This window comes from Candidatus Fukatsuia symbiotica (assembly GCF_003122425.1).
In the GTDB taxonomy this organism is placed as follows: Bacteria; Pseudomonadota; Gammaproteobacteria; order Enterobacterales; family Enterobacteriaceae; genus Fukatsuia; species Fukatsuia symbiotica.
The window spans coordinates 2,027,614-2,052,220 of record NZ_CP021659.1 but is presented as its reverse complement, the minus strand read 5'-3'; the positions used below and the strand labels follow the sequence as shown (position 1 = coordinate 2,052,220).

The window sequence follows — 24,607 nt, the reverse complement described above, 5'->3', positions numbered from 1 at the left end:
CAACTTAAGACTGTGGAGAGAGGGTACAGTGAAACCGCTCTGTCGTTCAACTATTAGCCAAGTATTAATTATAAAATGAATAAATCAAGTTATAACGCTGACGCTATTGAGGTGCTCAGCGGGCTGGAACCCGTCCGCCGTCGACCTGGAATGTATACCGATACGACCCGTCCAAACCACCTGGGCCAGGAGGTGATCGATAACAGCGTTGATGAAGCCTTGGCAGGGCACGCACGGCGCATTGAGGTAATTTTACATGCTGATCAATCATTGCAGGTCAATGATGATGGTCGTGGTATGCCGGTGGATATCCATCCTGAAGAAGGTGTTCCCGCAGTTGAGTTAATTCTGTGCCGTCTCCATGCTGGGGGAAAGTTTTCGAATAAAAATTATCAGTTTTCTGGCGGGTTGCACGGCGTTGGTATTTCGGTAGTCAATGCATTATCACGCCGACTGGAAGTGAAAGTACAACGTAATGGGCAGATATATAGCATTGTTTTTGAAAATGGCGATAAAGTGCAAGATTTGCACGTCATAGGTACTTGTGCCAAACGTAATACGGGTACTTACATTCATTTTTGGCCTGACACCTCTTTTTTTGACAGTCCCCGTTTCTCGGTTTCTCGCTTATCACATTTATTAAAAGCCAAAGCGGTGTTGTGCCCCGGCGTGGAAATATTTTTTAAGGATTTGATCAATAACAGCGAACAACGTTGGTGCTACGCCGATGGCCTGACAGATTATTTAATGGAAGCGGTTGACGGCCTGGTCACGCTGCCAAAAGTGCCTTTTATCGGTACTCTCACTGCCGCGACTGAAGCTGTTGATTGGGCATTATTTTGGCTGCCAGAAGGCGGTGAATTATTGACGGAAAGTTACGTTAATTTGATACCCACGGTGCAAGGGGGGAACCATGTTAACGGGCTGCGTCAGGGTTTGCTAGATGCCATGCGCGAATTTTGCGAGTTTCGCAATATGGTACCTCGTGGCGTAAAACTTGTCGCTGATGATATTTGGGATCGATGCGCTTATGTTTTGTCGGTCAAAATGCAGGATCCACAATTTGCCGGGCAGACCAAAGAACGCCTTTCCTCTCGCCAATGTGCCGCTTTTGTTTCTGGTGTGGTGAAAGATGCCTTCAGTTTATGGCTTAACAAAAACGTACCGGTAGCGGAACAACTCGCCGAACTCGCTATCGCTAATGCTCAACGACGGATGCGCGCGGCTAAAAAAGTGGTGCGTAAAAAACTGACGAGTGGTCCAGCGTTACCAGGCAAACTGGCGGACTGTAGTTCACAGGATCTCAACCTTACCGAATTATTTTTAGTCGAAGGGGACTCTGCAGGGGGATCGGCGAAGCAGGCACGTGATCGCGAATATCAAGCTATCATGCCGCTAAAAGGTAAAATTCTCAATACATGGGAGGTTTCTTCTGATGAAGTGTTGGCTTCGCAAGAAGTGCATGATATTTCGGTGGCTATCGGCATCGATCCTGATAGTGAAGATTTAAGTCAGCTCCGCTACGGTAAAATCTGTATTTTGGCTGATGCAGATTCCGATGGTTTGCATATTGCTACCTTATTGTGTGCGTTATTTGTGCGTCATTTTCGCTCTTTGGTATGTGGCGGACACGTTTATGTTGCTATGCCACCGTTGTACCGTATTGATTTGGGCAAAGAAATTTTCTACGCATTGGATGAGGAAGAAAAAATCGGCGTGCTAGAACAATTGCAACGTAAACGTGGTAAACCGAATGTTCAGCGTTTTAAAGGACTCGGTGAAATGAACCCACTACAATTACGTGAAACCACGCTCGATCCTAATACACGTCGCTTAGTACAACTGACCATCGATGACGAAAATACGGCTAAAACGCTGGCGATGATGGATATGCTGTTAGCCAAAAAACGGTCGGAAGATCGCCGCAATTGGTTACAGGAGAAGGGTGATGGGCTAGCAATCGAGCTCTAGACAGAAAGGTACTACGTAACGCAACATTTGCGCTACGCAATAGCATCCATGCAGTAAAATCAATCAGCAAACTTTATATACTGTGAACAACGTCAATCTTTAAGAACCTATTTGAAATCTCTTGTGCTCGCTGATACTTCGTCAAAAACGAGCTCAAAATGCGCATTGACTTTATGTAAACTGTGCTTCTTCGCCCGTTTTTTCCTTGTCTGAGCGTCGCTCAAGAAGATTTGGAACAGGTTCTAAGCGCTAAAACTGTTACCCACATTGGTCCTTTACCTACCGGATAACGTGCCAGTAGAGTTAATTTTCCAGTGTGTTCATCAATACCATAAACGGCAATATGATCGGATTGTTGCCCTGCGGCGATTAAAAAATCACCGCTATGATCAATATTGAAACCGCGTGGTTGTGTTTCTGTCGGCTGATGCCCTATCAAGGAAATCACCGTACCCTCTTGCTCTATGCTAAAAATCGCCAGGGTGCTAGCCGTACGATCACTGATATACAGATAGCGTCCATCGGGAGTAATATGAATATCGGCGGCCCAACAAGTGCCGGTAAAATCAGTCGGCAGTGCATTCAACGTTTGGATCCGTCTATATTGTTGGCCATTATCCGTGATTTGATAAACGTCTACCGTACTATTTCGCTCATTAACACAATAAGCGACCTGATGATGAGGATGGAATGCCATATGACGTGGACCCGCCCCTTTTGCTGTTTTCACTTCTTTCTGTTGCTTGTGTGGTGTTAATTTTCCATCAGTACTTAACTTAAATAGACATATTCGGTCTTCTTCCAGACAAGGCACCAGTACCAGTTGATTGCCCAGATCGATGTTTGCTGAATGTGGTGTCTTTAAATCATCCAATTGCTGGATCCATTTTTTTACCACGCCCTGGTTATCGATCGGGCTGACGCTAACACAATTTGCATTATAGGATGCTGAAAATAAAAAACGTCCTTGCAAATCAGTCGAGATATGTGTTGGGCTGCCAGGCAGTGCAGCACTAGCCACCTTTTTTAGCCTACCATCATCAGTAATACGGTAAGTCAGGATGGCAAAATCGGGGCGCACGCCCACGTACAAATAACGCTTATCAGGGCTAATAACCATAGGTTGCACCTGCTGATCGGACACTCTCTCAGTTTGCAGCAACGTTAATTCACCTATTAGATTTAATTGCCAAACATCGATCTGTGAGCTGTTTGGACTTGCCACATACACTATTTGTTTCATCATCGTTCCTTAATCGACCTTTTCATCTTCATTCGAGATTATTAATGTAGGAAAATCCATTATTTCTGAAGATTGTGATGGCAGCGGGGCTTTTCAGATAATCATAAAAAGCGCTGACTTGCGGGTTTTCATGACCACGAATTATTGCCATCGGGTATTCAATGGGATTATGACTTTGATCGGGGAAAACACCAACAACCCTGACCTTATCACTGGATACTGCATCTGATCCGTAAACAATACCCAACGGTGCTTTTGACCGTTCTACCAGTGCTAATGCACGACGAACATCGCTGGCAGCGATAATATCCGTCGCTAATGTCGACCAGGCTCCCCAATATTCCAATGCCTGTTTGGCATAAACCCCAGCAGGAACATGGTCTGGATCGCCAAGTGCCAGGCGCCCCCCGTCCAACAAGTTTTTCCAATCGGTTTCTTTATTGATGGCAACGTTATAAATATTGCTGTCTGTTGGTGCGATAAGCACTAGTTCGTTACCCAATAGAGTGTAGCGACTAACAGAAACAATGGCCTGTTTTTCAGCGAGATAATCCATCGATTGTTGATCGGCCGAAATAAACAGATCCGCTGTTATGCCCTTTGCTATTTGCTGTGCCAGCGTGGAAGATGATGCGTAAGAAACCACCACCTCTATTTGTTTTTCTACCTGATACTGTTTAGCAATATCCTGTAATGCATTAGTTAATGAAACAGCGGCAAACAAGGTAACTTTCTCTGCCGCTACAGCAGACAGGTTCCCTACACAAACCAATATGACGCCAAAAATCCATTTATCCCACCGATATTTCATCCCCTTCCCCTTAATAAAAAACTATTAACACTGTTATTTCGACTGACTTGTCCTGGAAATCAAATTAAATATACCGCCTAAACCATAAATTAGCCCCAACATCACCGCCATCACTACCGGCACCATCACCACCGCTAACAACAAACTTTGCAATAATTCCAACATGGTAGCCCCACTTAACTATACAATTAGCGATAATTTATACCACCGTCTATTATTAGATCTATTACTAGAATAACTTATATTCACGATACTTATCATATTTATGGATGATAGACTTGCAATAGAGCTCTTGTAAAAACTATTCGGTGCTGCAAATTCTGCGTTATCTGGTGCTAGCAAATGTACGTACAGGGATTGCAGCGCTCTATACGTCTTGACTTCGCAGCACTTGCTATCGTTTTACAAAGGGTCTAATAAAAAAGATAATCCCTATGATGCTCCCATGCTAGATAACATAACAGAGTTATGTGATAACGATATAATTTTGGATAAATAACAAGGATTAATCAATCTCCATAAACAATTAGCTCTATCTATTAATAGTCACTACAATCGATTAAAGTATGTTATCAAGAAAAACAAACAAAAGGACTTTATCATGTGGGCAACTCTTGCTGCTTCATTGTTTTTTTTACCATTTAACCACACACTATCCCTGTTGCTACTACTTTGTTCGTTAGCAGGGGCTGTTTATTATGCTGTATTAACTCTGCCGGCGATGGCTTTCTTATTATTCATGCTAGTAGTCGCTGTTGCCGTAACGCTATTACGTCATCGTCAGCAGAAATGGCGAGTAGTGGTGATGGAATTACTGCTACTTCTTGGTTGCATCGCACTTCTTTTTCACGTCTCTGGTTTCAACAACTTTAAAATATTAGATAAAGTTCAAGTTGGCATGCTGAGCGGGCCTTTCTCCATGTATTACAACTTTGACAAGGCGCTGATACCCTTCTTTGTATTGATATGTTTGCCAGATTTATTCACTACCCAAAAACATCCTTCGATCAGTCAACTCAGCTGGATAGGATTAATGTGTACAGTACCGGCCTTGCTTTTACTGGCTGTTGCCATCGGTGGCTTAAAGATAGAATTCCATTTTCCACAATGGATTGGGCAGTTTTTTATCGCCAATGTCTTTTTTGTCTGCCTAGCTGAAGAAGCGCTGTTCCGCGGATATTTGCAACGAAGACTTAGCCAGTGGTTAGGGGCTTATCCAGCACTGCTATGCAGTGCGTTGGTATTCGGTGCCTATCATTTCGCTGGCGGCTCCTCACTGATTATTTTTGCTACATTGGCCGGAATAATTTACGGCTTGGCCTGGCTATGGAGTGGTCGTCTATGGGTTGCTGTTAGCTTCCATTTTGCATTTAATCTTATACATTTGCTGTTTTTCACTTATCCAATATATTTGCCAAAATAATAATTAGGCAAAAAATCAGCCAGGGTTAAAACAAACGATTGCTGTACGTAGCCGTCCCGCAATATGATATTCTTGTTGAATAAATTAGCGAGTTAAGGATTTTACGTTATGGCGGTGACTAAATTGGTTCTGGTAAGACACGGTGAAAGTGAATGGAATAAAGAAAATCGTTTTACTGGCTGGGCGGATATTGGCCTATCTGAGAAAGGTCGTAGCGAGGCGAAACAGGCTGGTGACGTATTAAAAAAAGAAGGCTTGATTTTCGATTTTGCCTATACTTCGGTTTTGCAACGCGCTATCCATACCCTGGATTATGTATTGGATGTGTTGGGTCAATCTTGGCTACCGGTTGAAAAATCCTGGATGCTCAACGAACGCCATTATGGGGCGTTACAGGGGTTAGACAAAGCGGAAACGGCTAAAAAATACGGTGATGATCAAGTAAAACTGTGGCGTCGTGGTTTTGCCATCTCTCCTCCTGAATTAACCAAAGAAGATCAACGTTTCCCCGGTCATGATCCGCGTTATGTGAAGCTCAGCGCCGACCAATTGCCACTGGCTGAAAGCCTTGCAACCACAGTCGAGCGCGTTATCCCCTACTGGGATGAGGTTATACAACCGCGCATCGCCAGGGGTGAGCGCGTTATCATTGTGGCTCATGGTAATTCTTTGCGAGCGCTAATAAAGTATCTCTATGACATGACTGAAGATGAAATCCTTGAATTAAATATCCCGACTGCTGCGCCTTTAGTGTACGAACTTAATGAAGATTTTAAACCTATCAAGCATTATTATCTGGGGAACGCAGAAGAAATCGCGGCAAAAGCAGCGGTCGTTGCTAATCAAGGAAAAGCCAAATAACTTGTGCCAAAACTGGCTAAATATCTCAACGATGAGCACCCGATCTAATCTGACAGACAACTGTATTTATAACCAGAAACTGTTAGAGCCTGTTCCAAATCTTTTTCACTGTGCTCAGACGAGGAAAAAACACAGCGAGCACAAGAGATTTCGAACAGGTTCTTAGGTCGGGTTTGAGCTACTACATAACAAGGTAATTTAAAGATTTTAAGATAGGCGATTTCTATTCTCGTAACCACTTACACCAACTGGCCATGACCTGCCGCCTTTCACTGTGAAAATCATTGGCAGCAACAATACCTGGCAACTCTTGCAATACTAAACGATGAATTCTATCACGCATGCCAATATAAGCAGCAGTTAATGCCGCCGCTTCTGACTGTGCCATGATGCCGAAATCCACCATACAGGCAAAAATACGCACATTATCTGACCAATTGGCCAGGTCCGGTTGTGCCGCTGCGTGGCGTAACACCAAATATTGCGCGATAAATTCAATATCGATGATACCACCTGTATCAGCTTTGATATCAAATAGATCTGGCTGTTTATCGCCAAGGTGATGACGCATTTTTTCACGCATGGAGATGATATCTTTTCGTAGCTGCTGATCATCTCGCCGATGACATAAAACCTGTTGCCGAATGGCGTCAAATTGTTGCTGTAATTTGGCTTCACCATAGACAACACGCGCACGAACCAACGCTTGATGTTCCCAGCTCCAGGCTTGATGCTGTTGATAATCGACAAAGGCTTCAAAAGTACTGACTAACATGCCAGATTCACCCGATGGACGCAAACGCGTATCGATCTGATACAGAATACCGGACAAGGTACGAGTGCTAAATAAATGCATAATGCGCTGAGCCAAACGCAGATAGAATTGTCGACCATCAATACTACGTTCCCCTTCGGTCATCACATTTGACGGGCAATCTAGCAGAAACACCAGATCTAAATCCGAGTGATAATTTAGCTCCCAACCACCGAGTTTGCCGTAGCCAATAACAGCGAAACCCTGTCCTTGATCTTGATGTAAAAGAGCCGGTTGACCATAACGTGCTACCATTTGATGCCAGGCTTGCTGCACCACAGTAGCAATAATGGCTTCCGCAAGATAGGTTAAGTGATCACTCACTTTCATTACCGGCAAGGTACCGCTGATATCGGCAGCAGCAATCCGTAGTTGCTGTGTCTGTTTGAATTGGCAGAGTGCTTCTAACTGCAGCTCTTCATCACCCTGAGCGATACGCAACAGATATTGGCGCAGTTCATCATGGTAGGCAACGGGTGCCATTGGTTGATATAGCGCCTGAGGGTCCAATAATTCATCCAGTAATAACGGATAACGTGCCAGTTGATTGGCAATCATCGGCGAGGCTGCACAAAGGCGGACGACATGAGTCAGTGCAGCCGGGTATTCCAACAGTAATTCCATATAAGTGGTACGTGTGACAACACTGAGCAATAGCAGGGTCACACGTGCTAAAACAATATTGGCATCAGGCCGTGAGCAGACTTCAGTCAACAGGTGTGGCATAAGCTGATCTAACACCTCACGCCCACGTCGACCCACCGCCCTTTTATTAACATCGTGGCGGAAATGGTCGATGATATGCAGTAACTGGCGGCAGAGAGTCTGCTCTAAATGAGGTGCTAACACGGCCAGATCGCTTTCTTCCAATTTATCCTGCCATAAACTGTTGTAACCGCTATAACAGGGATCTTCGCCAATATGTGCACTATCATCACCAATTAATTGATTGAAAATCTGTCGTACTGCTTGCATATGCTGCTGTAGTGTTATGAGCAGCGCTGGCCAATCAGTCTTATTCATACCATAAGCCAAACGAGCCTGATTCAGGCTGTCATGCGGCAGCGTCTGTGTCTGTTGATCAGCAATTGTTTGTAACAAATTTTCCAGACGACGTAAAAATAGATAACTTGTGCTGAGTTGATCCACCTGTGTTAGCGGTAGTAAACCCAATTCAGCGATGGTCTGTAACGTTGGCAGTAAAGCACGCTGTTGTAAACTTGGCTCACGACCACCCCGTATCAGTTGAAATACTTGTGCGATAAATTCGATTTCACGGATACCGCCTGCACCCAGTTTAATATTATCTTGCAACCCACGACGGCGTACTTCACGTGCAATCATCACTTTCATACTTCGTAACGACTGGATAACGCTGAAATCGATATAGCGGCGAAATACAAAAGGCCGCAACATATGGCATAATTCCTGAGCGTAATGATTATCGTCACCACCGATTACCTTAGCCTTCACCATCGCATAGCGTTCCCAGTCTCGGCCTTGCTGTTGATAGTAATTTTCCAATGCTGCAAAACTCATCACCAAGGGGCCGCTGTCGCCAAAAGGACGCAAACGCATATCGATACGATAGACAAAACCGTCAATAGTTTGCTGATGCAAAGCGTTGATCAATCTTTGGCCCAATCGGATGAAAAATTGCGCATTATCTAACTGCCGTCTACCTCCTGTGGTTTTACCATTCTCTGGATAGACAAAAATCAAATCGATATCGAAAGAAAAATTTAGCTCCCCCGCGCCCAATTTTCCCATACCTAAAATCAGCAACGGCTGTCTCATTCCATCATCATTACAGGGTGTACCGAAATCACGACAAAAAAGCCGATAAAGCCAATCACGCGCAGCAATAAGCAAACTTTCTGCCAATTGACTCAGTTGTTGCAGGGTTTCTTCTGTGCTGCTGGTTGACAGTAGCTGTGACCAGGCAATACGTACCATTACTCTGCTACGGAATAGTCGCAACGTTTTTAGTAATGCGCTTTCATCCTGTACTTGATTGAGCTCCCTGGCTAATTCATGTTGATAATATTGCCATTCCTGTCTCTGGGGAGGGTGCTGATGTAACTCTTCCCACCATTGGGGATGCATAAACAACATGTCACTGACAAAATCGCTCAACGCCAATAGAATGCTATCTTGCTGACCAAGCGTGACAGGAGGCGTCAGTTGAAGAAAACGCTGTTGCACATACTGTGCTTGCAATTGTAGAGGAGTGGAAACAGGTAACATAAATTCTCGGTGTAGCTGAGTGCCGGCACGGTTTTGCAAGAGTCTATACCCAATGAATTTCGAGTTACGGCAAGGCGGCAATCAATCGAATCCAGGTAGTACATGACTGGGATGAGTGCGAGCAGCCAACGCCACCGTAACTTGAAAGGCGAAGGGTATATTGTATTTATAATTTAGCGAAGCAACGCTGTGCGGCTGCTACCGTTTCTTCAATCTGTTGGTCACTGTGTGCCAGTGACATAAACGCACTTTCAAAAGCCGAGGGTGCCAGATAAACACCTTCAGCTAACATCAAATGAAAGAAAAGTTTAAAGCGTTTAACATCACATTGTATGACATCTTGATAACAATTTATCCGTGAAGCATCAGTAAAAAACAGGCCAAACATCCCCCAATGTGGTTAATCACCAGCGGAATATTTTTTACCTTAGCCGCATCAGATAATGCTTGAACTAAATTTGCAGTCAGTTGCGTTAGTCTACTGATGCTATCTTCAGACAACTGATTTAAGCAGGCAAAACCCGCCGCCATGGCGATCGGATTACCGGACAATGTTCCTGCTTGATAAACGGTACCCGTAGGTGCCAGTTGTTTCATTATTTCGTCACTGCCACCAAATGCCCCCACAGGCAAACCGCCACCGATAATTTTGCCTAAACAAGTGAGATCGGGTTTGACATTATAAAGCGCCTGTGCGCCTCCCAAAGCGACGCGAAAACCGGTCATCACTTCGTCGATAATCAATAGAGCACCAAATTCATCGCACAAAGTACGCAGGCCGGGCAGAAAATCGGCGGACGGTAGTACACAGTTCATATTACCGGCGACCGGTTCGACGATAATGCCCGCTATTTCTTGCGGGTACTGTGCAAAAACTTGCCGCACCGAATCCAAGTCGTTATAAATGCAAGTCAAGGTATGTTTTGCAAAATCGTCTGGAACACCTGGCGAATTTGCTTCTCCGAAAGTTAACGCACCCGAACCCGCCTTTACTAATAGACAGTCAGCATGACCGTGATAACAGCCCTCAAACTTGATAATTTTGTCGCGTTTGGTGTAAGCACGTGCCAAACGAATCGCACTCATGGTAGCTTCGGTACCTGAATTAACCATGCGTACTCTTTCCATACTGGGTATCAAAGAAGTAATTAACTTTGCCATCCTGACTTCAATTTCAGTCGGAGCACCAAAGCTTAGTCCACGCTCAACCGCAGCGATTACAGCATGGCGAATAACTGGATGATTATGACCCAGTATCATTGGTCCCCATGATCCCACGTAATCGATATATTCTTTACCGTCAACATCGTATAGATAGGCACCATTAGCTCTTTCAATAAATAATGGCGAGCCACCAACACCGTTAAATGCTCGAACCGGGGAGTTGACCCCTCCCGGGATAAATTTTTGTGCCTCGGCATAGAGAGTTGCGGACTTATTCATTAATGAGTTCCTGAATTTGGTGGAGAAGGCAGGTTTCGCGAGGTCTATTCCTTGCGTTCAAACATCAGATCCCAAACACCATGTCCTAGACGTTGACCGCGTAATTCAAATTTAGTCAATGGTCGTGAATCAGGACGAGGAACATACCTCTTATTGGTGGCAAGATTATGATAGCCGGTAATATTCGACATCACTTCCAGCATATGTTCTGCATAATGGTGCCAATCGGTTGCCATATGGAATATTCCCCCTACCTTTAACTTGTTTTTTACCAGTTCAGCAAAAGCAGTTTGCACAATACGCCGTTTGTTATGGCGAGCTTTAGGCCAAGGATCAGGAAAAAATAGCTGTAATCTGTCGAGTGAACTATCTGGCAACATATTTTCCAACACTTCAAGCGCATCATGGCGCATAACACGTAGATTTTTCAAATCCATTTCATGCGCAGCCGCCAGACAAGCACCCACCCCAGGAGCATGGACTTCAATACCGAGAAAATTTTGTTGTGGATTATCCGCTGCCATCGTCACCAAAGATGTCCCCATACCAAAGCCGATTTCTAATACCAACGGCGCCGTACGACCAAATATTGAGTTAACTTCAATGACAGTTGCCTGATAATCGATGCCCATCAGCGACCAGTAGCTATCCAACGCGAGTTGTTGCCCTCGGGTCAATCGCCCTTGGCGACGAACAAAACTACGAACGCGACGTAAACCACAACCATTTTCAGCAAATTGTTTCGATATAACCGTATTTATCATGGAACTTTCTAGCTATCAATAAAGTTCCAGTTTACAGTCTTACAACTCTATGCTGCAATCCCAAGCTAATTTATTTATACCCAATGAATTTCGAGTTACGGCAAAGCGGCAATCAATCGAATCCAGGTAGTACATGACTTGGATGAGTGCGAGCAGCCAACACCGCCACAACTTGAAAAGCGAAGGGTGTATCTGCCAATTTACCGATGGCGACTTATGATACCAGCACAACAATTCGCACAATGGGTACTGGAATGGTACCAATGCTATGGCCGCAAAACGTTGCCGTGGCAACAGGATAAAACGCCCTATCAAGTATGGCTGTCTGAAGTCATGTTGCAACAGACTCAGGTTGCTACTGTCATTCCTTACTTTCAACGTTTTATCACGCGTTTCCCTGATATACTGACGTTAGCCTCCGCGCCCTTGGACGAAGTGCTTCATTTGTGGACAGGTTTAGGTTACTACGCCCGTGCCAGAAATTTGCATAAAACAGCACAAACGATTGTTGACCATCATCAGGGAAAATTTCCTACTACTTTTGCTGAAATTGTCGCGCTCCCTGGTATTGGTCGTTCTACCGCCGGTGCCATTTTGTCTCTGGCATTAGGGCAACATTTTTCGATCCTCGATGGTAATGTTAAACGAGTATTGTCACGTTGTTATGCGATATCCGGTTGGCCGGGTCAAAAAGAGGTAGAAAAACGCCTGTGGCAGATGAGTGAAAAAGTCACTCCTGCTAATGGTGTAGGGCAATTCAATCAAGCCATGATGGATTTAGGTGCGACGGTATGCACCCGATCTCAACCAAAATGCGAATTTTGTCCACTCAATAGTGGCTGTTTGTCTCATGCTACTCGTAGCTGGCTTCACTATCCGGGTAAAAAACCAGCACGTAAACTACCAGAAAAAACTGCTTATTTTTTATTAATGCAACAGGGCACACAAATCTGGCTAGAACAGCGCCCGCCGGTCGGTTTATGGGGCGGGTTATTCTGTTTCCCACAGTTTAGCCAACGCACAGAACTGGTTTTTTGGTTACAACAGCGTGGATTGCAAGAAAAAGATTTACATCAACTCGGTGCTTTCCGTCACACCTTTAGCCACTTCCACTTGGACATCATTCCCCTGCGATTGTATAACTCCTTGGTGAAAAGATGTATGGATGACAGTGCCGGTCTCTGGTACAACCTGAAGCAACCGCCGTCAGTCGGGCTTGCTGCTCCGGTTGAACGCTTATTGCAACAGATTTCGAATAGGTTCTAAAAGAGGATAGAGTATGAGCAAAATAATTTACTGTACATTTTTAAAAGAAGAAGCCGAAAGACAAGATTTTCAAATTTATCCAGGAGAAATAGGCGAACGTATCTATAATGAAATTTCTAAGCAAGCGTGGGCGCAATGGATAAACAAACAAACTATGCTGATCAATGAAAAAAAGTTGAGCATGATGAACCTCGCTGATCGCCAGTTACTGGAAAAAGAAATGTGCAATTTTTTATTCGAAGGCCAAGAAATACATATTGCAGGATATGTCCCGCCAAGTAAGTCATAGAGGTTTAGATGATTTTGAAAAAATTATTTTTTTTCATCATGATATGGTTTATAAGATGAAGAAAATTTTAGTTCTACTCATGATCACACCTTTGCTGATCTCTTGCTCAGGGAATAAAGAGCAGGCTGATAATGAAATGTTTATCAAAGATACCAACAGTTTTGATATTTTGATGGGGCAATTTGCCCACAATATCGAAAATATCTGGGGCTTGGATGAAATCTTGATCGCAGGCCCAAGAGACTACGTAAAATACACGGATAAATATCAAACGCGCAGTCATATCAATTTTTACGCCGGTACCATTACCTTTGAAACTATCGCCACGACCAATCCTGAGGCTCATCTGCGTCAAACTATCATCGCCACCTTACTCATGGGTGACGATCCCGGTGCAATTGATCTTTATTCTGACGTTAACGATATTCAAATCAGTAAAGAGCCGTTTTTATATGGTCAAGTATTGGACAACAATGGTCAACCGATCCGTTGGGAATGGCGTGCTAGCCAGTTCGCAGACTCTTTGCTGCAAACTAGAATGCAAAAACGCAACAAGGGATTGCAGGTTATTTGGTCGATTACAGTGCAGCTGGTACCTAACCATCTGGATAAACGGGCGCACAAATATTTGCCTTTAATACGCCAGGCTGCCGCAAAATACCAGGTTGAAGAATCGTTAATACTGGCTATTATGCAGATTGAATCTAGCTTTAATCCCTATGCTATCAGCAGTGCTAATGCGTTAGGTCTGATGCAGATAATGCAACAGACCGCTGGCAAAGATGTATTCAAAATGAAAGGGAAAAATGGTCATCCGAGCCGCAGCTATTTATTTGACCCAGAAAATAATATCGACGCGGGTGTTGCCTATTTATCCATTTTGCAAAATAGTTACCTTGGAGGGATCCGTAATAGCACCTCGCGCCGCTATGCCATGATCACGGCCTATAACGGTGGTGCAGGTAGTGTATTACGTTTATTTTCCAACGATAAAGACCAGGCATTCATTATGATCAACAGTATGGAGCCAGGAGAGGTATTTAACACACTGATCACTAAGCATCCTGCTAGCCAATCACGTCGTTATCTAATGAAAGTGAATAACGCTCAAAAAACGTATCGTCGTCGCTAAAGGCGCGTTCGAAATCTATTCTAGTCAGAGAACCACGCCCCTTGAGCCGCGAGAGAAGACATAGGAGCAGTCGTGCAACCTGCTCCGATTTTTTTACCATTATCGGGTGCCATAAACGACAATGGTTTTACCGTGAGCGGAAATCAAATTTTGTGCTTCTAGCATTTTAAGGATACGTCCTACTGTTTCACGTGAGCAACCCACGATCTGACCAATTTCCTGACGGGTGATTTTAATTTGCATACCATCTGGGTGGGTCATAGCATCAGGTTGTTTTGCCAAATTAAGCAACGTTTCTGCGATACGCCCGGTAACATCCAGAAAAGCAAGATTACCCACTTTTTCGGAAGTAACCTGTAAGCGTTGCGCCATTTGTGCAGATAAGCGCGTCAGAATTTCTGGATTCACCTGAATAAGCTGCCGGAATTTTTTGTAAGAAATCTCAGCAACGTCACAAGCGCTTTTTGCTCTAACCCACGCACTGCGTTCTTGGCCTTCTTTTTTAAATAACCCCAGTTCGCCAATGAAATCTCCCTGATTTAGATAGGCAAGGATCATCTCTCGACCCTCTTCATCCTTGATCAGAACCGCTACTGAACCCTTTACGATATAGTAAAGCGTTTCGGCCTTTTCACCCTGATGAATCAAAGTGCTCTTCGATGGATATTTGTGGATATGGCAATGAGACAGGAACCATTCAAGAGTAGTGTCTGGTTGTGGCTTGCCGAGAACCATATGCGGTATCCTCTGTTATTATTGCAGCCTAATATTATAGCCTGATCATCATCAGGCAAGTATATAAGAACCTGTTCGAAATCTCTTGTACTCGCCGTTTTTTGGTCAAATAATTCGTCAAAAATAAGCTTAAAATGCTCATCGACTCCCTTTTTGTTGTATATAAAGAATAAACTGCGCTTTTTCGCCCATTTTTTCTTCGTCTGAGCACAGCGAAAAAGATTTGCAACAGGCTCTCAGATCATAGATTAAACTGTTTTCTTCTTTTCTAGCAGACGCTGCACGAGCGGCGCCATTATCAACTCCATCGCTAATCCCATTTTACCGCCAGGCACAACTAATGTATTAACATTTGAGATAAAAGAGCCTTGTAACATCGCCAATAAATAAGGGAAATCAATGTGATCTAAGCCACGAAAATGGATAACCACAAAACTTTCATCCAGCGATGGGATCGCTTTGGCAGAAAAAGGATTAGAGGTATCTATCGTGGGTACGCGTTGGAAGTTGATATGGGTAAGGGAAAACTGGGGAGTAATGTAATTAATGTAATCGTCCATAGAACGTACCACTGAATCCATTACTGCTTCACGAGAATGACCACGTTCATTGGTATCCCGTACCAGTTTTTGAATCCATTCCAGGTTAACAATAGGCACCACGCCAACCAACAAATCCACATATTGGGCTACATCGTATTCTTTGGTGACCACACCACCATGTAGCCCCTCGTAAAACAGCATGTCAGTCTGTGTCGGTAGAGCCTCCCAAGGCGTAAAAGTCCCTGGGATCTGTTTATAAGGCATAGCTTCATCATAAGTATGTAGATATTTACGTGCTTCACCGCTTCCCTGTTTGCCGTAGTCGGCAAAACTCTTTTCTAGCAGACCAAAATCATTGGCTTCTGGACCAAAATAACTGATATGACGCCCTTGATCGCGTGCTTTCCGAATCTCTGTATCCATTTCCGGACGAGTATAACGATGAAAACTATCACCTTCTAATTCGGCGGCACTGATATTTAATTGTTGAAATATTTTACGAAAAGCCACACTGGTAGCCGTCGTTCCTGCGCCACTGGAACCCGTGACGGCGATAATGGGGTATTTGGCTGACATAATAATTTTTTCTCCATAGGCGGGCTCCTGCCGCGTTGCAAATGAGGTCTAATGCTATTTTTCAGGATGATTCTTCGATACTGAAAGTGCTAACGTTACTTTGTGTTCGTGGCATAATATTGATGGTTTCCTGTACTTCAGACCACACCACTAACGCTTCTCCAATGATCAACTGATGACGAACATCGGCCACTTTTTGCTCTAGTAAAAATTCCTGCTCACCATAATCTGTACCTTCACGTAATACAAAAGCCTCAATTAAGCTGTCTAGCGTTTCACTGTTGATGTGTTGCCAAGGGATAATCATTATTAGCATTCCAGAGAGAAAAAAATCAAGTAGTCTACTATCGAACCATGACCTATTTAACTGCCACTCAATAGACGCCTAATATTAACAAATCCAACCTCACAATAGACCTCTTTCGAAAATTGAAAGCCGAAGGCTACTTGAAACCGTAGTTTGTTATGTGAAGTCATGGTACACAGCAACCTGAGTTAACACAGAGACACATGAGGATTGCGAGCAACACAGGATCCAGATCACGTAGTAGGTTTCAGCTTTCGAAAGAGGTCTAATAGTTTATACTCATCGACGAGTGACCACGTGAAGACAGCATTCCTTATGGCTTCATAAGAGCCTGTTCCAAATCTTTTTCGCTGTGTTCAGACGAGGAAAAAACGGGCGAAAAAGCGCAGTTTATTCTTTGTATACAACAAAAAGGGAGTCAATGAGCATGTTGAGCGCGTTTTTGACGAATGACTTGACCAAAACACGGCGAGCACAAGAGATTTCGAACAGATTCTTAGACGTCTGATAGCGTTTAATTCACTATAATGATGCTACCTTCGCAGGATGCAAGGTCTTTGTCTACTGTGATGATTTTTTATCCACCAATCAAACTTATGGAGACGATAACAATATGAGTTACTCATTACCTACCCTCGCCTATGCTTATGATGAACTAGAGCCTCATTTCGATGAGAAAACAATGAAGATCCATCATACCAAACACCATCAAACTTATATTAATAATGCTAATACCGTGCTAGAGGCTTATCCAAACTTGGCAGGACAGTCGGTTGAAGAATTGATCAAAGATCTGAATAAAGTCCCTGATGAGAAACGTACTTTTATGCGTAACAATGCTGGTGGACACGCTAACCATAGCATGTTTTGGCAAGGCCTGAAAATCGGTACTACGCTGGCCGGCAATCTGAAAGCGGCCGTCGAACGTGATTTTGGCACGGTTGAAGAATTCCAAACTAAGTTCGAAACAGCAGCAGCGGCACGTTTCGGTTCAGGTTGGGCTTGGTTGGTGAGCAAAGGTGACAAGCTAGCGGTAGTTTCCACGGCTAATCAAGATAATCCACTGATGGGTGAAGCTATCGCGGGCGTATCGGGTTATCCGATCATTGCCCTAGACGTATGGGAACATGCTTATTATCTTCAATACCAAAACCGTCGCCCCGACTATATCAAAGCATTCTGGAATGTAGTGGATTGGGACGTAGCGAGTGAACGTTATAACGAGAGACCATCCTGAACTATAACGACCAGACCTCTTGTAAAATCGTAGCAAGTGGTGTGAATTGACTAGACTTTTTGCAAAATCGTAACGAATAACCCGCCACAGCGGGTTATTCACAACGACGAAAAATGATTATGCTTGGCTTTTAACTTCTAACCAGCTGCACTTCGCTGGCTTACCCGGTTTACCTAGTGCTTCTTCAATACGGATAAGTTGATTGTACTTGGCAACCCGATCAGAGCGGCTCATAGAACCGGTTTTGATGTGACCGGCAGCGGTCCCTACCGCTAAATCGGCAATGGTGGCATCTTCCGTTTCTCCCGAACGGTGAGAGATAATAACGGTGTAACCTGCCTTCTTCGCCATCTTGATGGCGGCCAGTGTTTCAGTTAGAGAACCAATTTGATTGAATTTAATTAAGATAGAATTAGCAATGCCTTTCTTAATCCCTTCTTGCAGGATCTTGGTATTGGTTACGAACAGATCATCTCCCACCAATTGGATCTTCTTACCCAGCACTTTAGTTTGATAGGCAAAACCATCCCAATCGGACTCATCGAGACCATCCTCGATAGAAACGATAGGATATTCTTGAGTCAATTTTTCCAGATAATGGGTAAATTCCTCTGAGCTGAAAGTTGTTCCTTCGCCTTTCAACTCATAGTTCCCGGTTTCTTTGTTGTAAAACTCTGAAGCCGCACAATCCATCGCCAGAGTCACATCTTTACCCAGTACATAACCGGCTCGCTCTACCGCTTCTTTGATGGCCTTCAATGCAGCAGCATTAGACGCTAAATTGGGTGCATAGCCGCCTTCATCACCTACAGCCGTATTGAATCCTTTTTCTTTCAAAATCTTTGCCAAAGTGTGGAACACTTCAGAACCGATACGTAGTGCCTCTTTAAATGATTGAGCACCAACCGGTTGAATCATAAATTCCTGGATATCGAGATTATTATCAGCATGTTCACCGCCATTGATAATATTCATCATCGGTAATGGCAGCGACAGTCTATCTAATGGGGTACCACTCAATCCGGCGATATGCTCGTACAGAGGCATACCTTTAGACGCCGCCGCCGCTTTCGCCACCGCGAGGGATACCGCTAAAATAGCATTTGCACCGAATTTAGATTTATTCTCAGTACCGTCCAAATCGATCATAATCTTATCGATATTCGCCTGATCTTTCGCGTCTTTGCCACGGATGGCATCGGCAATAGCACCATTCACCGCAGCAACAGCTTTGGTCACACCTTTACCAAGGAAACATTTTTGGTCACCGTCACGCAATTCAAGTGCTTCACGAGAACCGGTAGACGCTCCTGAAGGCGCAGTAGCCAACCCCATGAAACCACCGTCTAAATGTACTTCAGCTTCTACGGTTGGATTACCACGGGAATCGATGATCTCACGACCGATGACTTTAACAATTTTGGACATTAGATTTTCCTCTAGTACACATAAGCTAAACTATTTTTTTACCGATTTCTGGTAGTCACTGGCCGCTTTAATAAAACCGGCAAATAATGGATGGCCATCACGTGGTGTCGAAGTAAATTCCGGGTGGAATTGACAAGCCACAAACCATGGGTGGTTTGGTAATTCGATGATTTCTACCAATTTATTATCTGCAGAACGCCCAGCGACAGAGAGTCCAGCCTCTTCAATTTTCTGCAATAACATATTGTTGACCTCATAACGGTGACGGTGACGCTCAGTGATAATGGTAGCAGCATACATCTGCCGTACCTTGCTGCCCTCAATCAAATGACATTGCTGCCCACCCACCCGCATGGTTCCGCCAAAATCACTCCCTTCTGTACGAACTTCAATACCCCCCTTTTCATCATGCCAATCAGTAATCAACGCAACCACTGGATTCTGACAGTCTGGCACAAATTCTGTTGAGTTGGCGCCTTCCATAACAGCAACATTGCGAGCGAATTCGATTAGAGCCACCTGCATACCCAAGCAAATCCCCAAATAAGGGATATTATTTTCCCGCGCATAGCGTGCCGTAGTGATCATGCCTTCTACACCACGGTAGCCAAAACCACCCGGAATAAGGATCGCGTCCAGCCCTTGAAGTACATTCTTACCCTGTGTTTCTATCTCCTGTGCATCGATAAGTTTAATCTTTACCATTAAACGATTTTTCAACCCTCCGTGTTTTAATGCTTCAATCACTGACTTATAAGCATCCGGCAATTCTACATATTTACCGATCATGCCAATGGTGACTTCCCCTTGCGGATTCGATTCCTGGTACAACACCTGCTGCCATTCAGACAAATCGGCTTCAGGATAGCTTAAATTAAAACGCTGACAGATATAATCATCAAGATGCTGCAATTGCAATAATCCGGGAATTTTATAAATAGAATCAACATCCATCAGGGATACTACCGCTTTTTCCTGCACATTACAGAATAATGCGATTTTTGCCCGCTCATTAGCAGGAACCTCACGATCAGAACGACAAATCAATACGTCAGGCTGAATACCGATGGAAAGTAACTCTTTGACCGAGTGTTGTGTCGGTTTGGTTTTTACTTCGCCTGCAGCCGCCAGATAGGGAACTAACGTTAAATGCATATACAAAGTATGTTCACGACCAACGTCCACCGCCATTTGACGGATAGCTTCTAAAAACGGCAGTGATTCAATATCCCCCACAGTGCCACCCACTTCAACCAAGGCAACATCATGCCCAGAACCCCCTTCGACGATACTTTCTTTTATCGCATTAGTGATATGTGGGATAACCTGAATTGTCGCGCCTAGATAATCACCTCGACGCTCTCTACGCAGAACCTGGGAATAAATACGACCTGCGGTAAAGTTGTTACGGCGCGTCATTTTGGTACGGATAAAACGTTCATAGTGCCCCAAATCCAGATCCGTTTCTGCCCCATCTTCAGTAACAAAGACTTCCCCGTGCTGTGTCGGGCTCATGGTCCCTGGATCCACATTAATATAAGGATCCAGTTTCATTACGGTCACTTTGAGGCCACGGGCTTCGAGTATAGCGGCTAGAGAGGCGGCGGCAATGCCTTTACCCAGAGAGGACACAACCCCCCGGTCACAAAAATATAATTAGTTGTCATGCTGAACCCGAGCGTTTAGGTTTAAAGATGATAGAAGAACTAAGACGGGAGAACAGTATACCCGAACCTTAGTTAGGCCACAAATCGTCTCCTATCCTGGGATAGGCTAAAGCTTATGCGAAATTTGTTGCGTTCTCTGATATGGCAGAACAATTTTATTCTGATGACACCATTAAAGATGAGTCGTATCGTATATTTATATCGAATGGTATTTATTATGTAATCAAAATTAAATCGTATAGAAGGGGCCGTATAAGTTGATTATGAAAATCAGCAATAACATATTGATATTAATTAATATTTATTAACAAAAGTGATCACGTTACATGGCGCCTGCTATACCGCTATTATACTTCGTCAAAAATGTGCTTTTTCGACCATTTTTTCCTCTTCTAAGCACAGCGAAAAAGATTTGGAACAGGCTCTAAAATGAGGAAATAACATGAGCAAGGGTTTACAGCCAAATCTAATGAAATCACTTTATTGGCTGTTAGGTTTATTTTTAATATCGGTTGTCCTGGTGCACGTAATTTTACGGGGGTTTATGGATACAACCGTTGAAAGTACCTACGCATCGATTAAAGATATTGAAGCAAAAAATGCAATGCGATCGGGTTGGCTACCGAAATGGTTACCCTCGACAGTGACAGAAATAATTGAAATTCATGATTTAGATACCAACCTGTCTATGATTAAATTTTCATTTGTAAAAAATACGGATCTCAGGTTACCTCCTTTATGTAAAAAAATTGAACCTACACTACCTTTGGTTCTTCCTTTCAACCGCCGTGGATGGCTGTCAGACCTATCATTGGGACCTGATACTACCATTCTTAACCATGATTTTTTTCAATGTGAACACGAATATATCGCTATTTCTAAAATATTGGGTAAGGGTTACATATGGAGATCAAAATAATTATTTTTTTATATTCTGACTTATAAATATCCCTATGTTTGTTACAATATATTAACATGAATAAAAAGTAGATATAAAAATAATCAGTATCCAAACAAAAAATTTTTCTTTACATAGAGGTAATAGCGATCATGAATTTGTCAAAAATAATTTATATCCTGATCATTCCATTATTCGTTACGGCTTGTTCGAAACAAGATATCAGTTGGACTCAAAATATAAGTTCGACGCAAAATATAAGCACGTCTCAGATCAAAAACAATATTGATACGCTATTGACCAATCCTAAACTCAAAGGTGCTCAATTGGCTATTATGGTACGTGATGCTAATAGTGGAGCAATCATTTACCAACATAATGCCAATAGCCGATTGATTACTGCTTCTAGCATGAAATTATTTACTTCAGCAGCAGATTTTGACATCCTTGGTGCAGAATACAAATTTCTTACTTCTACGCTTACCGATGGCACTCGGCATAAGGAAAAGCTGAGGGGAAATCTGTATTTACGTGGTTCGGGCGATCCCACCATGTTATTTGAAGACTATCAAGCGCTAGCGGCGGGTATTGCTGCTAAAGGTATTAGGCGGGTGAGTGGCGATTTAATCATAGATGATACTTGGTTTGATAATATCAGGCTTGGTAATGATTGGGCACAAGACGATGAAGAACACTATTATGCTGCTCAGATTTCTGCATTGACGGTATCAGCTGATAAAGATTACGATGCAGGTTCGATCATGATTAAGCTTGTTGCCAGTGATACCGTGAATCAACCGCTAACGGTTTCTATGATCCCAGCGAATAACTATGTCACCTTAGTCAATAAGGCCAAAACAACCCGTGCCGGAGGTGACGATACATTGATCATCAAACGTGAACATGGAAGCAATCGTATTATTATCAGTGGCAATTTACCCGTAGGGAAAGAAAAAAGCGTGCTAAGGAGTGTATGGGAACCGACTCAACTGGTCGCGAATTTGTTCAAGCAAGCCCTGCGACAAAATGGCATTAAAATTGAGGGTAAAACGAGAATTGGTGTAGCTACGCCATTACATGCACAAGAATTGTCCAAACATGTTTCAATACCATTGTCAGAATTAGCAATACCTTTTCTTAAACTTTCAAATAATACCCATGCTGAAATTTTGCTTAAAACTATTGGACGAAAAGTGTTTAATTCCGGCACTAGCCAGGATGGGATCAAAGCCATCGCAGATTTTTCACGGCGTAATAACATAGATACCTCTTCAATGTTGCAAACAGATGGTTCGGGATTGTCACGTCGTAACCTCGTTACGACGAAACTTTTTACTGATCTCTTGATTGCGACCCGTAAACAACCGTGGTTTGACCAATGGTATGCGGCTTTGCCGGTTGCCGGTGATCCTAATAAGCTGGTTGGTGGCACTTTGCGCAAGCGTATGCGAGGTACTGCGGCAGAAGGCAATGTTGTCGCTAAAACCGGTAGCCTGAGTGCTGTATCGTCCTTAACTGGCTATGTGAAGACGGCTAATCACGGCAAATTGGTTTTTTCTATTCTGTCGAATAATGCCTTGATTTCGGTTAAAGAGTTAGAAGATAGTATCGTGGTGTTGTTAGCTAATCTAACTCAATCGTCATATTGACGGAAGAAAGCGTTGTGGGCTATATTCGCCGGTGAATTCACAGCCCACAGCGACGCTGTGCGAATTTAAACGATGTAAATTTAAGCAGTGGTATATGATGAAAAATTTGGGGTCTCAAACCATCTCGATCGCTAAATCAACCGGGCAAACTGGTTTATCTCAAGCGCAAAAACGATTCAATTCACTGACCCAAAAAATTGATAGTAAACGGCAGAATTTAATAGCATGGCAGGCCATGCTCCCTTTATACCACCAAAAATATTCTGACGAATTTTATCCTTTGCTGACGTCTTTCGATCAGAAGCGGACAGATTTCGTGCAATTGTTAGATAAAAGCTACTCTGACAAGGTATTTAGCAAAAGTGATAGGAAGAAAATAAGTCATATTATTTGTATGATCACGATGGAATTGATGTCTGAAAGGGACTGTGTAGATTTAAAAAAAATTTATAACAAATACAGTGAAATCGACTTCGACTCGCGGGTTGAGCAAGAAAAGGAAATGATGCAATCTGCCATGGCTGAGATGTTTAGTTTTGATATTTTTGAAAAGATGGATGTTAACTCGACAGAAAAAATAATGGAGAATGTTGGTGAGGAAATACAACAAGAATTAATTCAGGAAGAACGAGTTAAAAAACAATTTGAGGGATCCTATAATGAACAAAAAAAATCGGCAAAGACTCTTGCCAGAGAAGAAAAACAACAAGCAGAAATACAAAATATCAGCCAATCACTCCGTGAAATTTACCGTAAACTAGCTAGCAGCTTACATCCAGATCGTGAACAAGACGCAGAAGAAAGAGAGCGTAAAACAGAACTGATGCAACGGGTCAATATAGCGTATAATAGTAAAAATTTGCTTGAGTTATTGGCGCTACAATTGGAAATTGAACAAATCGATCAGTCTATTATTAATACTCTCCCTGAAGATAAATTGAAATATTACAATACTATTTTAGCGGAGCAGTTTGCTGAGTTGCAAAATGAAATTAACGATATCGAAGTTTCGTTCAAGATACGTTTAAATATGTCACCCCGTTGCCGAATAGTGCCTATGACAGTAATACGTGATTTACAGAATGATATTAAAAACATTCAACGTGATATTGATCGTGTGGAGGCAGATCTGACTCTTTTTCGGGAAAGTAAAAATATTAAAAATTGGCTAAAAACCTACCGGATAGCCCGCGCAAAATGAGGATTACGAGCACCAGGTAACGCAGAATTTGCAGCACGTATTTACAAACATATATGTAGGTTTTGAAAGAAGTCTATTGATTTATGCGATTGTACAGCCGTTG

At 43.2% G+C, this 24,607-nt stretch carries 19 protein-coding genes and 2 pseudogenes; 10 read left to right on the top strand and 11 right to left on the bottom strand.

The annotated features are described in order from the left end of the window. Positions 1–75 precede the first annotated feature (75 nt). Entirely contained in the window at positions 76–1,971 is a 1,896-nt protein-coding gene (gene parE / locus CCS41_RS09825) for a DNA topoisomerase IV subunit B (RefSeq protein ID WP_072550282.1), read from the top strand. Between the two features lie 220 nt (positions 1,972–2,191). Here parE and pgl read toward each other — a convergent pair whose 3' ends face one another. The 3 genes from pgl to CCS41_RS09810 are packed head-to-tail and all read right to left on the bottom strand — an operon-like array spanning position 2,192 to position 4,190. Beyond that, positions 2,192–3,214, bottom strand: a complete 1,023-nt coding sequence (pgl, locus tag CCS41_RS09820) for a 6-phosphogluconolactonase (RefSeq protein WP_072550283.1) — start codon at positions 3,212–3,214, stop codon at positions 2,192–2,194. 28 nt (positions 3,215–3,242) lie between these two features. Beyond that, a complete protein-coding gene (modA, locus tag CCS41_RS09815) occupies positions 3,243–4,025 on the bottom strand; it encodes a molybdate ABC transporter substrate-binding protein (RefSeq protein WP_072550284.1) in 783 nt (260 codons plus the stop codon). Between the two features lie 33 nt (positions 4,026–4,058). After that, the gene (locus tag CCS41_RS09810; protein WP_072550285.1) at positions 4,059–4,190 is read right to left on the bottom strand and encodes an AcrZ family multidrug efflux pump-associated protein; all 132 of its coding nucleotides are present in this window, start codon (positions 4,188–4,190) and stop codon (positions 4,059–4,061) included. Between the two features lie 436 nt (positions 4,191–4,626). Here CCS41_RS09810 and CCS41_RS09805 point away from each other — a divergent pair, with 436 nt between their 5' ends. Both CCS41_RS09805 and gpmA read left to right on the top strand, forming a co-directional pair. Beyond that, on the top strand, positions 4,627–5,448 hold the full coding sequence (locus tag CCS41_RS09805; protein ID WP_072550286.1) for a CPBP family intramembrane glutamic endopeptidase: 822 nt from the start codon (positions 4,627–4,629) through the stop codon (positions 5,446–5,448). Between the two features lie 108 nt (positions 5,449–5,556). After that, positions 5,557–6,309: a 2,3-diphosphoglycerate-dependent phosphoglycerate mutase gene (gpmA, locus tag CCS41_RS09800; protein WP_072550287.1), complete on the top strand. Its 753-nt coding sequence runs from the start codon at positions 5,557–5,559 to the stop codon at positions 6,307–6,309. Positions 6,310–6,532: 223 nt separating this feature from the next. Here gpmA and glnE read toward each other — a convergent pair whose 3' ends face one another. The 3 genes and pseudogenes from glnE to trmB form a co-directional block, all read right to left on the bottom strand. Further along, positions 6,533–9,370, bottom strand: a complete 2,838-nt coding sequence (gene glnE / locus CCS41_RS09795) for a bifunctional [glutamate--ammonia ligase]-adenylyl-L-tyrosine phosphorylase/[glutamate--ammonia-ligase] adenylyltransferase (RefSeq protein WP_119797751.1) — start codon at positions 9,368–9,370, stop codon at positions 6,533–6,535. A 166-nt stretch (positions 9,371–9,536) separates the two neighbouring features. Then, a pseudogene (hemL, locus tag CCS41_RS09785) lies at positions 9,537–10,813 on the bottom strand (glutamate-1-semialdehyde 2,1-aminomutase). A gap of 44 nt (positions 10,814–10,857) precedes the next feature. Continuing rightward, the gene (gene trmB, locus CCS41_RS09780; protein ID WP_072550289.1) at positions 10,858–11,577 is read right to left on the bottom strand and encodes a tRNA (guanosine(46)-N7)-methyltransferase TrmB; all 720 of its coding nucleotides are present in this window, start codon (positions 11,575–11,577) and stop codon (positions 10,858–10,860) included. A gap of 216 nt (positions 11,578–11,793) precedes the next feature. Between trmB and mutY the strand changes: the two genes are divergently transcribed. Genes mutY through mltC form a run of 3 tightly spaced genes read left to right on the top strand, consistent with a single transcriptional unit; the run spans position 11,794 to position 14,264 of the window. After that, on the top strand, positions 11,794–12,843 hold the full coding sequence (gene mutY / locus CCS41_RS09775; protein WP_072550290.1) for an A/G-specific adenine glycosylase: 1,050 nt from the start codon (positions 11,794–11,796) through the stop codon (positions 12,841–12,843). Between the two features lie 13 nt (positions 12,844–12,856). Then, a complete protein-coding gene (locus tag CCS41_RS09770) occupies positions 12,857–13,132 on the top strand; it encodes an oxidative damage protection protein (protein WP_072550291.1) in 276 nt (91 codons plus the stop codon). 55 nt (positions 13,133–13,187) lie between these two features. Then, the gene (gene mltC / locus CCS41_RS09765) at positions 13,188–14,264 is read left to right on the top strand and encodes a membrane-bound lytic murein transglycosylase MltC (RefSeq protein WP_119797749.1); all 1,077 of its coding nucleotides are present in this window, start codon (positions 13,188–13,190) and stop codon (positions 14,262–14,264) included. Positions 14,265–14,363: 99 nt separating this feature from the next. On the opposite strand, the gene crp is transcribed toward mltC, so the two are convergent. The 3 genes from crp to CCS41_RS09750 form a co-directional block, all read right to left on the bottom strand. Next, a complete protein-coding gene (crp, locus tag CCS41_RS09760) occupies positions 14,364–14,999 on the bottom strand; it encodes a cAMP-activated global transcriptional regulator CRP (RefSeq protein WP_072550292.1) in 636 nt (211 codons plus the stop codon). Positions 15,000–15,247: 248 nt separating this feature from the next. Further along, positions 15,248–16,117 carry a phosphoribulokinase gene (locus CCS41_RS09755; protein ID WP_072550293.1) on the bottom strand — a complete coding sequence of 290 codons (870 nt, stop codon included), beginning with the start codon at positions 16,115–16,117 and terminating at the stop codon, positions 15,248–15,250. Positions 16,118–16,178: 61 nt separating this feature from the next. Then, a complete protein-coding gene (locus CCS41_RS09750) occupies positions 16,179–16,424 on the bottom strand; it encodes a YheU family protein (protein ID WP_072550294.1) in 246 nt (81 codons plus the stop codon). A 613-nt stretch (positions 16,425–17,037) separates the two neighbouring features. On the opposite strand from CCS41_RS09750, the gene sodA reads away from it, so the two are divergent. Next, entirely contained in the window at positions 17,038–17,661 is a 624-nt protein-coding gene (gene sodA, locus CCS41_RS09745; RefSeq protein WP_072550295.1) for a superoxide dismutase [Mn], read from the top strand. A gap of 117 nt (positions 17,662–17,778) precedes the next feature. On the opposite strand, the gene eno is transcribed toward sodA, so the two are convergent. Together eno and CCS41_RS09735 are read right to left on the bottom strand one after the other, a co-directional pair. Next, a complete protein-coding gene (gene eno / locus CCS41_RS09740) occupies positions 17,779–19,089 on the bottom strand; it encodes a phosphopyruvate hydratase (RefSeq protein WP_072550296.1) in 1,311 nt (436 codons plus the stop codon). 30 nt (positions 19,090–19,119) lie between these two features. Then, positions 19,120–20,756, bottom strand: a pseudogene (locus CCS41_RS09735) (CTP synthase). A 442-nt stretch (positions 20,757–21,198) separates the two neighbouring features. Here CCS41_RS09735 and CCS41_RS09730 point away from each other — a divergent pair. The 3 genes from CCS41_RS09730 (at position 21,199) to CCS41_RS09720 (ending at position 24,504) form a co-directional block, all read left to right on the top strand. Next, a complete protein-coding gene (locus CCS41_RS09730; RefSeq protein ID WP_072550298.1) occupies positions 21,199–21,675 on the top strand; it encodes a YbbD-related protein in 477 nt (158 codons plus the stop codon). Between the two features lie 131 nt (positions 21,676–21,806). Beyond that, positions 21,807–23,303, top strand: coding sequence for a D-alanyl-D-alanine carboxypeptidase/D-alanyl-D-alanine endopeptidase (gene dacB, locus CCS41_RS09725; RefSeq protein WP_083429603.1), 1,497 nt, complete (start codon positions 21,807–21,809; stop codon positions 23,301–23,303). A 94-nt stretch (positions 23,304–23,397) separates the two neighbouring features. Next, the gene (locus CCS41_RS09720; protein ID WP_119797525.1) at positions 23,398–24,504 is read left to right on the top strand and encodes a J domain-containing protein; all 1,107 of its coding nucleotides are present in this window, start codon (positions 23,398–23,400) and stop codon (positions 24,502–24,504) included. Positions 24,505–24,607: the final 103 nt, after the last annotated feature.

Bases quoted from the DNA above. Each gene is read 5' to 3' on its own strand.
- mutY (WP_072550290.1), top strand. From the start codon at position 11,794: ATGATACCAGCACAACAATTCGCACAATGGGTACTGGAATGGTACCAA.
- CCS41_RS09805 (WP_072550286.1), top strand. From the start codon at position 4,627: ATGTGGGCAACTCTTGCTGCTTCATTGTTTTTTTTACCATTTAACCAC.
- sodA (WP_072550295.1), top strand. From the start codon at position 17,038: ATGAGTTACTCATTACCTACCCTCGCCTATGCTTATGATGAACTAGAG.
- CCS41_RS09730 (WP_072550298.1), top strand. From the start codon at position 21,199: ATGAGCAAGGGTTTACAGCCAAATCTAATGAAATCACTTTATTGGCTG.
- glnE (WP_119797751.1), bottom strand. From the start codon at position 9,370: ATGTTACCTGTTTCCACTCCTCTACAATTGCAAGCACAGTATGTGCAA.
- modA (WP_072550284.1), bottom strand. From the start codon at position 4,025: ATGAAATATCGGTGGGATAAATGGATTTTTGGCGTCATATTGGTTTGT.
- CCS41_RS09810 (WP_072550285.1), bottom strand. From the start codon at position 4,190: ATGTTGGAATTATTGCAAAGTTTGTTGTTAGCGGTGGTGATGGTGCCG.
- parE (WP_072550282.1), top strand. From the start codon at position 76: ATGAATAAATCAAGTTATAACGCTGACGCTATTGAGGTGCTCAGCGGG.
- trmB (WP_072550289.1), bottom strand. From the start codon at position 11,577: ATGATAAATACGGTTATATCGAAACAATTTGCTGAAAATGGTTGTGGT.
- dacB (WP_083429603.1), top strand. From the start codon at position 21,807: ATGAATTTGTCAAAAATAATTTATATCCTGATCATTCCATTATTCGTT.
- CCS41_RS09755 (WP_072550293.1), bottom strand. From the start codon at position 16,117: ATGTCAGCCAAATACCCCATTATCGCCGTCACGGGTTCCAGTGGCGCA.
- CCS41_RS09770 (WP_072550291.1), top strand. From the start codon at position 12,857: ATGAGCAAAATAATTTACTGTACATTTTTAAAAGAAGAAGCCGAAAGA.
- eno (WP_072550296.1), bottom strand. From the start codon at position 19,089: ATGTCCAAAATTGTTAAAGTCATCGGTCGTGAGATCATCGATTCCCGT.
- CCS41_RS09750 (WP_072550294.1), bottom strand. From the start codon at position 16,424: ATGATTATCCCTTGGCAACACATCAACAGTGAAACGCTAGACAGCTTA.
- pgl (WP_072550283.1), bottom strand. From the start codon at position 3,214: ATGAAACAAATAGTGTATGTGGCAAGTCCAAACAGCTCACAGATCGAT.
- CCS41_RS09720 (WP_119797525.1), top strand. From the start codon at position 23,398: ATGATGAAAAATTTGGGGTCTCAAACCATCTCGATCGCTAAATCAACC.
- crp (WP_072550292.1), bottom strand. From the start codon at position 14,999: ATGGTTCTCGGCAAGCCACAACCAGACACTACTCTTGAATGGTTCCTG.
- gpmA (WP_072550287.1), top strand. From the start codon at position 5,557: ATGGCGGTGACTAAATTGGTTCTGGTAAGACACGGTGAAAGTGAATGG.
- mltC (WP_119797749.1), top strand. From the start codon at position 13,188: ATGAAGAAAATTTTAGTTCTACTCATGATCACACCTTTGCTGATCTCT.